We start from the raw sequence: 13,219 nt of genomic DNA on the forward strand, positions 1-13,219 counted from the left end.
ACCCGCCGAACCCTCTTCAGGTGGTCACGTGAACTCAACTTCCGGACGCATCCCGATCGTGGACGTCCAGCCGAGCGTCGACTGCGGCCGCCGCCCGGCGAAGGCCGTAGCCGGCGAGACCTTCCAGGTCACCGCCACCGTCTTCCGGGAAGGGCACGACGCGGTCGCCGCCCAGGTGGCGCTCGTCGACCCGCAGGGCCGTACGGGCCCCCTGATACCGATGCGTGAACTGGCCCCCGGCACCGACCGCTGGGGAGCCCAGGTCACGCCCGACACCGAAGGCGACTGGACGTACCACGTGGAGGCCTGGAGCGATCCGGTCACCACCTGGCGCCACCGCGCGCAGATCAAGATCCCCGCGGGGCAGGACACCGAACTGACCCTCGAAGAGGGTGCCCAGCTCCACGAACGGGCCGCCGCCACGATCCCGGAGCCGCGCGCCCGGAACGCCGTCCGCCAGGCCGCGGCCGCGCTACGGGACACCGGACGCCCGGTCCCGGCCCGGCTGGCGGCGGCCCTCACCCCCGAGGTGGACGCGGCACTCGCCCGCCACCCGCTGCGCGAACTGGTCACCGCGTCCGACCCGTTGCCCCTGATGGTGGAGCGGCCGCGCGCCCTGTACGGCTCGTGGTACGAGTTCTTCCCCCGCTCCGAAGGCGCGGTGCTCCGCGACGGCGAGCCGCCCGTCAGCGGCACCTTCGCGACCGCCGCCCAGCGTCTGCCCGCGATCGCCGCGATGGGCTTCGACGTCGTATACCTGCCGCCCGTCCACCCCATCGGCACCACCTACCGCAAGGGCCGCAACAACACCCTCTCGGCCGACTCCCACGACGTCGGCGTGCCCTGGGCCATCGGCTCCCCGGACGGCGGCCACGACGCCGTACACCCCGACCTCGGCACCCTCGACGACTTCGACGCGTTCGTGCGCAGAGCCGACGACCTGGGCCTGGAGGTCGCCCTGGACTTCGCGCTCCAGTGCTCCCCCGACCACCCCTGGGTGGACAAACACCCCGACTGGTTCCAGCACCGCGCCGACGGGAGCATCGCCTACGCCGAGAACCCGCCGAAGAAGTACCAGGACATCTACCCGCTCGACTTCGACCAGGATCTGCCGGGCCTGTTCTCCGAGACCCTGCGGCTGCTGCGGTTCTGGATGGACCACGGCGTACGGATCTTCCGCGTCGACAACCCGCACACCAAGCCCGTGCTCTTCTGGGAACGGGTGCTGGCCGCCATCCGCCGCACCGACCCCGACGTGATCTTCCTGGCCGAGGCGTTCACCCGGCCCGCGATGATGCACCGGCTCGCGGCGATCGGCTTCCAACAGTCGTACACCTACTTCACCTGGCGCAACACCAAGCACGAACTGACCGAGTACGCCACCGAACTCACCGGCGACGCGGCCGCCTACATGCGCCCCAACTTCTTCGTGAACACCCCCGACATCCTGCACGCCTACCTCCAGGAAGGCGGCCGCCCCGCCTTCGAGGTGCGGGCCGTACTCGCCGCGACCCTCTCCCCCACCTGGGGCGTCTACAGCGGCTACGAGCTCTGCGAGAACACCCCGCTGCGCCCCGGCAGCGAGGAGTACCTCAACGCCGAGAAGTACCAACTCCGCCCACGTGACTGGGAGTCGGCCCAGCGCGAGGGCCGCTCCATCGCCCCGCTGATCACCACGCTCAACCGGATCAGACGCCGCAGCCCCGCCCTGCGCCAGCTGCGCGACCTGCACTTCCACCACGCCGACAACGACGCGGTCATCGCGTACTCCAAGCGGCAGGGCTCGAACACGGTTCTGGTGGTCGCCAACCTCGACCCCCACCACACCCAGGAGGCCACGGTCTCGTTGGACATGCCGACGCTCGGGCTCGACTGGCACGAGACCGTGCCGGTGCGCGACGAGCTCACCGGCGAGACCTATCACTGGGGCAGGGCCAGCTATGTGCGCCTTGAGCCGGGCCGCGCGCCCGCGCACATCTGCACCGTCCTGCGACCGTCCTCACCGTCCCTCGGAGGGTCACCCACATCATGATCGTCAACGAGCCCGTCCAGGACACCTTCGAAGACACCCCCGCCAAGGACCGTGACCCCGACTGGTTCAAACGCGCCGTCTTCTACGAGGTCCTGGTGCGGTCCTTCCAGGACAGCAACGGCGACGGCATCGGCGACCTGAAAGGCATCACCGCCAAACTGGACTACCTCCAGTGGCTGGGCGTGGACTGCCTCTGGCTGCCACCGTTCTTCAACTCACCGCTACGCGACGGTGGTTACGACGTCTCCGACTACACCGCCGTACTCCCCGACTTCGGCGACCTGGCCGACTTCGTGGAGTTCGTGGACGCCGCGCACCAGCGCGGCATGCGGGTGATCATCGACTTCGTGATGAACCACACCAGCGACCAGCACCCGTGGTTCCAGCAGTCCAGGACAGACCCGGACGGCCCGTACGGCGACTACTACGTCTGGGCGGACGACGACAAGCAGTACCAGGACGCCCGGATCATCTTCGTCGACACCGAGACCTCCAACTGGACCTTCGACCCGGTGCGCAAGCAGTACTTCTGGCACCGCTTCTTCTCCCACCAGCCGGACCTCAACTACGAGAACCCGGCCGTCCAGGAGGAGATCATCTCGGCCCTGCGCTTCTGGCTGGATCTGGGCATTGACGGCTTCCGCCTGGACGCCGTGCCCTACCTCTACGCCGAGGAAGGCACCAACTGCGAGAACCTGCCGCGCAGCCACGAGCTGCTCAAGCGGGTCCGCAAGGAGATCGACGCGCACTACCCCGACACCGTGCTGCTGGCCGAGGCCAACCAGTGGCCGGAGGACGTCGTCGACTACTTCGGGGACTTCACGGCCGGCGGCGACGAATGCCATATGGCGTTCCACTTCCCCGTGATGCCACGCATCTTCATGGCGGTACGCCGCGAGTCCCGCTACCCGGTCTCGGAAGTCCTGGCCAAGACCCCGGCGATCCCGTCCGGCTGCCAGTGGGGCATCTTCCTGCGCAACCACGACGAGCTCACCCTCGAAATGGTCACGGACGAAGAGCGCGACTACATGTACGCGGAGTACGCCAAGGACCCCCGGATGCGCGCCAACATCGGCATCCGGCGCCGCCTGGCCCCGCTCCTGGACAACGACCGCAACCAGATCGAACTGTTCACCGCCCTGCTGCTCTCCCTCCCCGGCTCGCCGATCCTCTACTACGGCGACGAGATCGGGATGGGCGACAACATCTGGCTGGGCGACCGGGACGCCGTCCGCACCCCCATGCAGTGGACGCCGGACCGCAACGCGGGCTTCTCGTCCTGCGATCCGGGACGGCTCTACCTCCCCACGATCATGGACCCGGTCTACGGCTACCAGGTCACGAACGTGGAGGCGTCGATGTCGTCTCCGTCGTCGCTGCTGCACTGGACCCGTCGGATGATCGAGATCCGCAAGCAGAACGAGGCGTTCGGACTCGGCAGCTACACGGAACTCCCGTCGACCAATCCGGCCGTACTCGCCTTCCTGCGCGAGGCCCCGCCGACCGATGAAGGCCACGACGACCTGGTCCTGTGCGTCAACAACTTCTCCCGGTTCGCGCAGCCCACGGAGTTGGGCCTGCGGGCCTACCTGGGGCGGCACCCGGTGGAGCTGATCGGCGGGGTGCGGTTTCCGCCGATCGGGGAATGGCCGTATCTGCTGACGCTGGCGGGCCACGGGTTCTACTGGTTCCGTCTGCGTAAGGACCCCGCGTAGCTTGTGAGTTGGGCTGATCCCGGAGGGGCGCGATCGACGCCCCTCCCTGTCCGCCGTATCCGCCGCAGCGGAAAGGACGCGACGTCATGTCGGAAGCCGCCACCCGCCTTGGTACGACCGCCGTCGCGCTGCTGTCCTCGCTCGATCCGCTGCTGCGGGACTGGCTGCCCCGGCAGCGCTGGTTCGCCGGGAAGGGCCGCCCGGTCACCGGCTTCGGCCTGGTCTCGGCGGCCGAGCTACTGCCGCCGTCGGCCGCCGCGCCCTCCGCCCCCGGCCTGCTGCACCTGCTGGTGCGGGTGCGGCAGCCGGGAGTGCCGGGGCAGAGCGTGGCAGGCGCGCCGCCCGTACCTCCCGCCGACTGCTATCAGCTGCTGCTCGGCGTACGGCGGACCCTGCCGACGCGGCTCGCGCCCGCGCTGATCGGCCGCCCGGCGCGGGGGCCGCTGGCCGGGTGGACGGTGTACGACGCACTGGGGGACCCCCGCCTCGCGGAGCTGATCTTGGAGCGGCTGCGCATTCCGGGGCGGATCGGCGGGCTCTGCTTCGAGCGCGCCGATGGGGTGGAGATCGCGCCCGGCCTCGCGGCCCGCCCCCTAAGCGCCGAGCAGTCCAACTCCTCACTCGTATACGGCGATTCACTCATCCTGAAGGTGTTCCGCCGCGTGGTGCCCGGCGTCAACCCGGACCTGGAGCTGCCGCTCGCACTGGCGCGCACGGGGTGCGAGCGGGTGCCCGCGCCGGTGGCGTGGTTCCATGCGCGCGCACACTCCTCGCAGGGCGATCCGTACGTACTCGGCGTGCTCCAGCCCTATCTGGCGGGCGCCGATGACGGCTGGGAGCTGGCTCTGGACATGCTGGCCAAGGGCGCCGACTTCACGCCGGAGGCGACCGCGCTGGGCCGCGCCACGGCCGAGGTGCACGCCGCGCTCGCGCACGCGCTGCCCACGGTGACGTGGGGCAGGGCCCAGCGGGACCTGGTCGCGTCCGGAATGAGGGAGCGGCTCGACGCGGCGGCGCAGGCGGTTCCCGCGCTGCGGGAGTACGCTCCCGGGCTCGCCGCCGCGTTCGACGCGCTACGGGACACCGGGGGCGACGGGTTCGGCCACGCCCAGCGTGTGCACGGCGATCTGCACCTCGGCCAGTGCCTGCGTGCCCCCACCGGGCAGTGGTCGCTGATCGACTTCGAGGGCGAGCCGGTACGCCCGCTCGCCGAGCGCCGCCTCGCCCAGCCACCCGTCCGCGATGTGGCCGGAATGCTCCGCTCCTTCGACTACGCGGCCCGCTCGCACCAGCCCTGGGCGCCCGAGTGGGCCGCCGGCTGCCGGGCCGCGTACTGCACCGGGTACGCGGAGGTGTCCGGCCGCGACCCGCGCGCGGAAGCCGAGCTGCTGCGCGCGTACGAGACCGACAAGGCGGTGTACGAGGTCCTCTACGAGGCCCGGCACCGCCCCGACTGGCTCCCGGTCCCCCTGGCCGCCGTACGCCGCCTGGCCACCGGCTGACCACGCCCACCACGCCCGCCCCGCCAGAACTGTTCGAGGAGGCGCACGTCCGTGACCGACCGCCGCCCGCCACGCCAGACCCGCCAGCCGTCCGCGAAAGCCAAGACCAAGGGCAAGGCCAAACCCAAAACGGAGTCCAAGACCAAGCCCAACGCCAGTCCCGAGGAGCAGGTCCAAGCCCAGGCCCAGGTCCAGGTACAGGTCCCCCGATCCGACCGCGACCGGCTGGTCGACGGCTCGCACCACGACCCGCACTCCGTACTCGGCGCGCACGCGGTCCCGGACGGAGTGGCGTTCCGGGTGCTGCGCCCGTACGCCCAGCAGGTGACCGTCCTGGCCGACGGCCTCCGCGCCGAACTGCACGACGACGGCGAGGGGTTCTTCACCGGTGCGCTCCCGCTCCGCGAGGTGATCGACTACCGCCTGCTGGTCACGTACCAGGACACCGAACTCGACACCCACGACCCGTACCGCTTCCTGCCCTCCCTCGGCGACTTCGACCTGCACCTGATAGGCGAGGGCAGACACGAGCAGCTGTGGCAGGCGCTGGGCGCCCAGCCCATGACACACCAGGGCGTGACCGGCACCCGCTTCACCCTCTGGGCACCGAACGCGCGCGGCGTCCGCATCGTCGGGGACTTCAACTACTGGGACGGCACCGGCTTTCCGCTGCGCTCGCTCGGCAGCTCCGGCGTCTGGGAGCTGTTCGTCCCCGGCATCGGCGAGGGCGAGCTCTACAAGTTCGAGATCACCCGGCCGGACGGTTCGAAGACCCTGCGCGCCGACCCGCTGGCCCGCCGTACGGAAGCCCCGCCCGCCAACTCCTCGATCGTGCACGCCTCGCACCACATCTGGCACGACGCGAAGTGGATGGCGGACCGGGCCGCACGCCCCGTCCACGCCTCCCCCTTCTCGGTCTACGAGGTACACCTCCCGTCCTGGCGCCCAGGACTGACCTACCGTCAACTGGCCGACCAACTCCCCTCCTACGTCAAGGACCTCGGCTTCACCCACATCGAGCTGATGCCCGTCGCCGAGCACCCCTTCGGCGGGTCCTGGGGCTACCAGGTCACCGGCCTCTACGCGCCGACCGCGCGCCTGGGCACCCCCGACGACTTCAAGCACCTCGTCGACGCACTGCACCGCGAGGGCATCGGCGTCCTGATGGACTGGGTCCCCGCGCACTTCCCGCGCGACGACTGGGCGCTGGCAGAGTTCGACGGCAAGCCGCTGTACGAGCACGAGGACCCGGCGCGGGCCGCGCACCCCGACTGGGGCACCCTGGAGTTCGACTACGGCCGCAACGAGGTACGCAACTTCCTGGTCGCCAACGCGGTGTACTGGTGCGAGGAGTTCCACCTCGACGGGCTGCGGGTCGACGCCGTAGCCTCCATGCTCTACCTGGACTACTCGCGCGAGGACGGCGCCTGGACGCCGAACGTGCACGGCGGTCGCGAGAACCTCGACGCGGTGGCCTTCCTCCAGGAGATGAACGCCACGCTGTACCGGCGCGAGCCCGGCATCGTCACCATCGCCGAGGAGTCCACCGCGTGGGACGGCGTCACACGGGCCACCCACCACATCGGCCCCGGTGGCTTCGGGGGCCTGGGCTTCGGGCTGAAGTGGAACATGGGCTGGATGCACGACTCGCTCGAGTACATGTCCCACGAGCCGGTCCACCGCAAGTACCACCACAACGAGATGACCTTCTCGATGGTGTACGCCTACAGCGAGAACTACGTCCTGCCCATCTCCCACGACGAGGTGGTCCACGGAAAGCAGTCCCTGGTGTCCAAGATGCCGGGCGACTGGTGGCAGCGGCGCGCCAACCACCGCGCCTACCTGGGCTTCATGTGGGCCCACCCGGGCAAACAACTCCTCTTCATGGGCCAGGAGTTCGCCCAGGGCGCGGAATGGTCCGAGGCGCACGGGCCCGACTGGTGGCTGCTCGACCCGTCGTACGGCGCGTCCGCCGACCACGGGGGTGTGCGCGACCTGGTCCGCGACCTCAACGCGGTCTATCTGCGCACACCGTCCCTCTGGTCGCGGGACACCGACCCGGGCGGGTTCGCCTGGATCGTCAGCGACGCGGCCGAGGACAACGTCCTCGCCTTCCTCCGCTACGACGCGTCCGGCTCGCCGCTGTTGTCCGTCTCCAACTTCTCGCCGGTGGTGCGTCACGAGTACCGCCTGGGGGTGCCGGACGACGTCCCGGCCTGGTCCGAGGTCCTCAACACGGACGCGGGGCGCTATGGCGGCGGTGACGTGTCCAGCGGATCCGCGCTGAAGCCGGACCCGACCCCGGCCCACGGCCGCCCGGCCAGCCTGCGGCTGACGTTGCCACCGCTGGCGACGGTGTGGCTACGGCCGGCGTGATGCGCGGGTCAGGGATTGTTCTTCCCCCCACCCCGCCCCTTCCCGTAACTGGGGCTCCGCCCCAGACCTCGGTCCTCAATCGCCGGACGGGCTGAATTTTCAGCCCGTCCGGCCCGGACGGGCTGAATTTTCAGCCCGTCCGGCGATTGAGGACGAGCCCGAAGGGCGATATCCCAGCCCGGCCGACGTTTGAGGCCAATTTGTGAGCCCGGCCGGCGAGGCCTTTCGGGAAGGGGCGGGGTGGGGGCTAAATCTCTGACCCCACCCCCAACCCCACCGGCAGCTCACCCGCGTACAGCACCCCCAACGTCTGCGTAGCCCGAGTCAGCGCGACATACAGATCACTGGTCTTGAGCTCAGCGGGCTCGACAACAATCACCGCGTCGAACTCAAGCCCCTTCGACTGACGCGCGTCGAGCAGAACGACCCGCCGAGTCAGATCGGGCACATCCCCGGCCACCACCCCGTCCAGCCGCGAGGCCAACGCCGCATGCAGCTCCCGCGGCGCGATGACCGCTAGCCGCCCTTCCGCGGGAAGATCCCGGGCGACGGCATCCGCCACCGCGCCCGGCAGATCAGACGCGGCCGCGGCCCGAACCCACGGCCGCACCCCCGTCGCCCGCACCGACCGCGGCGGCGAGAACAACGGATCCCGCGCCCGCACCACCCCCGCCGCAAGCTCCATCACCTCCGCCGGAGTCCGGTAGTTGACTCCGAGCCGCACAAGCTCCCACCGATCCCCGACGTACGGCGCCAGGATCGACGACCAGGACCCGCACCCCGCCTCGTCCCCGGTCTGCGCCGGATCCCCGACCAGCGTCATGGACCGCGTCGGCACCCGCCGCATCAGCAGCCGCCACGCCATCGGCGACAACTCCTGCGCCTCGTCCACGATGATGTGCCCGAACGCCCACGTCCGATCCGCCGCCGCCCGCTCGGCCGCGGACCGATGGTCGGCCTCCTCCTGCCGCTCGGCCATCCGCTCCGCGTCGACGATGTCGTGCGCGAGCAGCACCTCCGAGTCCTCGTCGTCCTTGTCCTCGAACTCGTACGTACGCGAGGCGTACGAGACATCCAGGACGCCCTGCGCGTACTCGATGCGCTGCTGCCGCTCGGCCTCCTCGGCGGCACGCTCGGCGGAGTCGTCCACACCGAGCAGCTCAGCCGCCTCGTCAAGCAGCGGAACGTCAGCGGGAGTCCAAGAAACACCAGCACCCGCACCCGCATCCCGCTGGACCGCCTTCGCATCCGCATCCGACAGATATCCCTCCGGCTCCGCCAGGAAGTCGGCGATCAGCCGCTGCGGAGTGAGCGAAGGCCACAGCGAGTCGATCGCCGCATGCACCTCCGCACTGGTGGCGATCTCCTTGCCGAGCTGCGCGATGTCGTCGGGCCCCAGCAGGTTGGGCCCGCCGAAGGGATCGGCCCCGAGGCGCTCGACGAGCTGGTCGGTCAGGGCGTCGATGATCTGGAAGGCGAAGTACGGGCGGGCCAGGTTGTGCGGCAGGTGCTGCGCGCGGGCATGGGCGCGGGCGTCCTCCGCCATGCCCCGCTCCAGGTACAGCGTCCCGTACCCCTCGTGGTCGATCTCGAGGACCGGGTCGGGGACGGACTGCCGCGATCGGACCACGGCCGCGATGACGTCGGCCATGTCCGCGCGCCCCTTCACGGCGGCCGCGTCGGGGCTCTCCGTGGCCTCGGCCCGGACTCCGGGGAACAGTTCGCCCAGGGTCGCGAGCAGCACGCCCGTCTCGCCCAACGAGGGCAGCACCTCGCCGATATAGCCGAGGAACGCCGGGTTCGGCCCGACGATCAGTACCGCACGCTTGGCCAGCACCTCGCGGTGCGCGTAGAGCAGATACGCGGCACGATGCAGCGCCACCGCGGTCTTGCCCGTACCCGGACCGCCCTCGACGACCAGGACGCCCTGGTGCGGGGCGCGGATGATCCGGTCCTGCTCGGCCTGGATGGTCTGGACGATGTCGCCCATCCGCCCGGTCCGCGCGGCGTTGACGGCGGCGAGCAGCACGGCGTCGCCGTTCGGGTCCTCGTATCCGGTACGGCTGGTGTCCCCGACGTCCAGGATCTCGTCGTGCAGCGCGGTGACCGTACGCCCCTGGGTGGTGAGGTGGCGTCGCCGGCGCAGGCCCATGGGCGTATGGCCGGTCGCGAGATAAAAGGGCCGGGCGACCGGCGCACGCCAGTCGATCAGCAGCGGCGTGCGCTCCGCGTCGTCCGCGCGAATTCCGATACGCCCGATGTGGTGGTGGCGTTCGGCACCATCGCCCGCCTCCTCACTCGCCACTGCGAGATCAATGCGCCCGAAGCAGAGCCCGGATTCGACTCCGTCCAGCTCGGCGACCTCCCGGCTCCGTTCCTGGGCGACCACATCCCGTTCGAGCCGAGCCTGCAGACCGCGCCCCACCTGGGCCAACGCCCTGCGCGCCTGGGTCTCGGCCTCGGCGCGGAGTGCGTCGAGGCGGTCATACAGGCGGTCGATGAATTGCTGCTCGCTCTGCAATTCAACAGATTCCCCGGTTGACAATTCGACTCCTCGTGGGATACGGTGTCTTTAGTTGGCCCCCAGTGTGGGGCCTTTTCTGTGTTCATACAGAAACACCCAATATACCCAGAGGAATACCCCGGCCGTCAAACGGTCCGGGGTATTCGCCGTTAGGGCTGAGCAACGCCGGCGGGCACGCTCAGGTCAGACAACGTCCTCCAGCTCAGTCAGCAGCTTCCGCTTCGGTCGCGCCCCCACCATCGACCGCACCGGCTCCCCGCCCCGGAAGACCATCAGCGTGGGCGTACCCAGCACGCCGTACGCGATCGTCGTCTCCGGACTGGCGTCCACATCCAACGCCACGACCTTGAGCCGCTCGCTCTCCTCCCGCGCGATCGCACTCAGTACGGGCGCCAGCTGGCGGCACGGCCCGCACCACTCGGCCGTGAACTCGACCAGCACGGGGAGCTCTTCCCCCAGCACCTCCCCCGCGAAATCCGCGTCGGTCACCATCGCCACACCCTCAGGCCGCGCGCCCACTTCTGCCCCTCTCCGTTCCCAGTTCACACCGCGGCTCCAGACCCCCCGGAACCGCCGCATCGGCCGCCAGCGCATCCCGTGCCCGCTCGGCCCGCGCCAACTGCGCGCCGACCTGGGCCCGTACGCCCTGCAACTGCCCGATCAGCGCGTCGAGTTCCTCGACCTTGCGCCGGTAGACAGCGAGCGAGTCAGGACAGGAGTCCCCCTCGGGATGCCCGGCCCGCAGACACTCCACGAACGGCCGGGTCTCCTCCAGCTCGAACCCGAAGTCCTGCAGCATCTGGATCTGCCGCAGCAGCCGCAGATCCTCGTCCCCGTACGTCCGGTATCCGTTACTCGTCCGCCGTGCGGGCAGCAGCCCCAGGGACTCGTAGTACCGCAGAGCCCGCGTGGTCGTCCCGGCCTGCTCGGCCAGCTCTCCGATGCGCATACGTACGACGGTAGACGTTGACGCGGACGTCAGGGCCAGCGCGGAAGGGGACAGCTGCCGGGCACCGGCGGCGGTCGCGACGGACACGGGTGTCGCCGACGCTCGGCGCGGCCGCGGTGATCGACGAGGGCTACGCCGTTGCCAGGACGAAGTACGCTACCCCCGCGGAGATGCCCTCGGCGCCTTCATGCAGCGGGTGGGATGTCCCGAGCATCGCTTGGCGCACGTCGTCCTACAGTCCTGGCCCACCTGAGGTGAGTCCGTTGCGCCAGCCCGTCGACTTCTGGTTCGACCCGGTGTGCCCGTACACCTGGATCACCTCGCGCTGGCTGCGCGAGGTGGAGCGGGTGCGGGACATCGACGTCCGGTGGCGGGTCATGAGCCTCGCCGTACTGAACGAGCACCTGGACGTCGACCCGGAGGACCCCGAGGGCCAGTGGGGCGAGTACCTGCGCGCCCCGGGGCGGGTGTGCGCTGCCGTACGGGAGCGGTTCGGCAGCGCGGCGCTGGGAGCGTACCTCGACGCCCTCGGCGCCCGGCTGCACGAGCGCGAGGACTGGGAGGGGGTCGGGCACGCGCTCGAAGACGCGGGGCTGCCGGCGGCGTTGGCGGAGGTGGCGTGGCGCGACGAGTACGACCCCGTGGTGCGGGCCTCGCACGAGGAAGGCATCGCGCTGGTCGGCACCGAGGTGGGCACGCCCGTGCTGTCCGTACCCGGCGTCGGGGCGCTCTTCGGTCCCGTCGTCTCACCTGCGCCGCGCGGCGAGCGGGCCGGACGGCTGTGGGACGGGGTGCTGCTGATCGCGGGCGTGGAGGGGTTCGCCGAGCTCAGGGGTCGCCGTTCGGCACCGAAGGCATAGCCGGATCGGGATCCCGCTATGGCTTCGGCTTCGGCTGTACGGAGGTCTCCAGGCCGGGGCCGGTCAGGTGCGGGTGTGCCGCCTGTTCCCGGCCCGTGAGCAGGAGCAGCAGCGCGGCGATCGGCCCGCGGATCTCCGGACCTTCGCCGCGCTGCCACTCGGCGTCGGTGGCGGTCAGGCGGCGGTCCCCCAACCGCCGCCTGACCTGGAAGGGATAGCTCATGCGGTACACCCGGTCGGCCGCGTCACAGGCGGCGTCGACCGGCATCGGGCGCTCGCGGCCCAGGGCCAGGGCGATGTCCTGGCCGTGCACCAGGATGTCGAGGAGCGACTCGCGCCGGGTCGTGCCGACGACCGGGCGGTGCCAGCCGATCAGGGCGCGCAGGTCGGCGGCGATCTGCTCGGGCGGGCGGGCCCCGGCCTGACAGGCGGTGTCGTGGATCATGCGGTCGAAGTTGCCGCGGGCGCGGGCGAGTTCGACCAGAACCCGGCCGAGGCCGATGCGCGGGGCGAGGGTGAGGTGCGCGGCGACGTCCCGCACCCGCCAGCCGTCGCACTGGGTCGGGAGCTCCCACTCGTCCGGTGTCAGCGTGTCGAGCAGCTCGGCCAGACTGAGCCGTTCGCTGTCGACCGCCTGCCAGCGTTCCTCGCCGGTCAGTGTGCCGCTCATGGTGACCACCGCCTACAAGAATGGTAAGCTTCCCTGACCAAGTTAGTCAGAGACGCTGACCAATGTCAAGCTACGGGAGCGGTACGCATGTCCGGAGAGGCCGCGGGGGAACGGGCCGAGCACGGGCAGGAGCTCAATGTGGGACTACTGCTGTTCATTCCCTACCGGGCCATGGAGGACCGGATTTTCGCCGCGCTCGCCGATGCGGGGTTCGACGACTTCACCGTCGCCCAGGCCCGCGTCATGCAGCGCATCGGCCCCGACGGCACCCGGCTCACGGACCTCGCCGAGCAGGCGCAGATCACCAAGCAGACGGCGGGCTTCCTGGTCGACCGCCTTGAGCGCGCGGGGTACGTCGAACGGGTCCCCGACCCCCGCGACCGGCGCGCCCGACTGGTGAAGATCGCCGCGCGCGGGGCCGCGGCGATCCCAGTCGCCGAGGCCGTGGTCGCCGAGGTGGAGGCGGAGTGGACCGCGCACCTCGGCAAGCGCCGGATGGCGCAGTTGCGCGAGACCCTGACGCGTCTGCGGGAGATCACCGACCCGTACGCATGACCGTGCGCCCGTACGAGGATTCGTACGGGCGCACAG

Annotated in this window: 10 protein-coding genes; 6 read left to right on the top strand and 4 right to left on the bottom strand. The window is 70.5% G+C overall.

The window, feature by feature from the left end; translation table 11 throughout:
- The first annotated feature begins 28 nt into the window (after positions 1-28).
- The 4 genes from U9R90_RS09950 (at position 29) to glgB (ending at position 7,625) form a co-directional block, all read left to right on the top strand.
- Positions 29-2,032 carry an alpha-1,4-glucan--maltose-1-phosphate maltosyltransferase gene (locus U9R90_RS09950; RefSeq protein ID WP_411056033.1) on the top strand — a complete coding sequence of 668 codons (2,004 nt, stop codon included), beginning with the start codon at positions 29-31 and terminating at the stop codon, positions 2,030-2,032.
- On the top strand, positions 2,029-3,747 hold the full coding sequence (gene treS, locus U9R90_RS09955; protein WP_411056034.1) for a maltose alpha-D-glucosyltransferase: 1,719 nt from the start codon (positions 2,029-2,031) through the stop codon (positions 3,745-3,747). Before U9R90_RS09950 ends, treS begins: the two co-directional genes overlap by 4 nt.
- A gap of 86 nt (positions 3,748-3,833) precedes the next feature.
- Positions 3,834-5,249, top strand: coding sequence for a maltokinase N-terminal cap-like domain-containing protein (locus U9R90_RS09960; protein ID WP_411056035.1), 1,416 nt, complete (start codon positions 3,834-3,836; stop codon positions 5,247-5,249).
- Between the two features lie 225 nt (positions 5,250-5,474).
- On the top strand, positions 5,475-7,625 hold the full coding sequence (gene glgB / locus U9R90_RS09965; RefSeq protein WP_411057697.1) for a 1,4-alpha-glucan branching enzyme: 2,151 nt from the start codon (positions 5,475-5,477) through the stop codon (positions 7,623-7,625).
- Between the two features lie 247 nt (positions 7,626-7,872).
- On the opposite strand, the gene U9R90_RS09970 is transcribed toward glgB, so the two are convergent.
- The 3 genes from U9R90_RS09970 to U9R90_RS09980 all read right to left on the bottom strand — a co-directional run bounded on the left by U9R90_RS09970 (position 7,873) and on the right by U9R90_RS09980 (position 11,098).
- Positions 7,873-10,170 carry a HelD family protein gene (locus tag U9R90_RS09970; protein WP_411056036.1) on the bottom strand — a complete coding sequence of 766 codons (2,298 nt, stop codon included), beginning with the start codon at positions 10,168-10,170 and terminating at the stop codon, positions 7,873-7,875.
- A gap of 162 nt (positions 10,171-10,332) precedes the next feature.
- The gene (locus tag U9R90_RS09975; RefSeq protein ID WP_411056037.1) at positions 10,333-10,641 is read right to left on the bottom strand and encodes a thioredoxin family protein; all 309 of its coding nucleotides are present in this window, start codon (positions 10,639-10,641) and stop codon (positions 10,333-10,335) included.
- Between the two features lie 10 nt (positions 10,642-10,651).
- Positions 10,652-11,098, bottom strand: coding sequence for a MerR family transcriptional regulator (locus tag U9R90_RS09980; protein ID WP_411056038.1), 447 nt, complete (start codon positions 11,096-11,098; stop codon positions 10,652-10,654).
- A gap of 263 nt (positions 11,099-11,361) precedes the next feature.
- On the opposite strand from U9R90_RS09980, the gene U9R90_RS09985 reads away from it, so the two are divergent.
- Positions 11,362-11,958: a disulfide bond formation protein DsbA gene (locus tag U9R90_RS09985; RefSeq protein WP_411056039.1), complete on the top strand. Its 597-nt coding sequence runs from the start codon at positions 11,362-11,364 to the stop codon at positions 11,956-11,958.
- A gap of 16 nt (positions 11,959-11,974) precedes the next feature.
- Here U9R90_RS09985 and U9R90_RS09990 read toward each other — a convergent pair whose 3' ends face one another.
- Positions 11,975-12,628 (bottom strand): maleylpyruvate isomerase family mycothiol-dependent enzyme, encoded by a 654-nt coding sequence (locus U9R90_RS09990; RefSeq protein WP_411056040.1) that lies wholly within the window; start codon positions 12,626-12,628, stop codon positions 11,975-11,977.
- 87 nt (positions 12,629-12,715) lie between these two features.
- Between U9R90_RS09990 and U9R90_RS09995 the strand changes: the two genes are divergently transcribed.
- The gene (locus U9R90_RS09995; protein ID WP_411056041.1) at positions 12,716-13,183 is read left to right on the top strand and encodes a MarR family winged helix-turn-helix transcriptional regulator; all 468 of its coding nucleotides are present in this window, start codon (positions 12,716-12,718) and stop codon (positions 13,181-13,183) included.
- Positions 13,184-13,219: the final 36 nt, after the last annotated feature.

Origin of the sequence: Streptomyces sp. E11-3 (assembly GCF_046540415.1) — a bacterium.
In the GTDB taxonomy this organism is placed as follows: domain Bacteria; phylum Actinomycetota; class Actinomycetes; order Streptomycetales; family Streptomycetaceae; genus Streptomyces.

What these genes read in the sequence shown, in the direction of transcription:
- U9R90_RS09990 (WP_411056040.1), bottom strand. Translation starts at nt 12,628, where the DNA reads ATGAGCGGCACACTGACCGGCGAGGAACGCTGGCAGGCGGTCGACAGC.
- U9R90_RS09960 (WP_411056035.1), top strand. Translation starts at nt 3,834, where the DNA reads ATGTCGGAAGCCGCCACCCGCCTTGGTACGACCGCCGTCGCGCTGCTG.
- U9R90_RS09995 (WP_411056041.1), top strand. Translation starts at nt 12,716, where the DNA reads ATGTCCGGAGAGGCCGCGGGGGAACGGGCCGAGCACGGGCAGGAGCTC.
- U9R90_RS09980 (WP_411056038.1), bottom strand. Translation starts at nt 11,098, where the DNA reads ATGCGCATCGGAGAGCTGGCCGAGCAGGCCGGGACGACCACGCGGGCT.
- treS (WP_411056034.1), top strand. Translation starts at nt 2,029, where the DNA reads ATGATCGTCAACGAGCCCGTCCAGGACACCTTCGAAGACACCCCCGCC.
- U9R90_RS09975 (WP_411056037.1), bottom strand. Translation starts at nt 10,641, where the DNA reads ATGGTGACCGACGCGGATTTCGCGGGGGAGGTGCTGGGGGAAGAGCTC.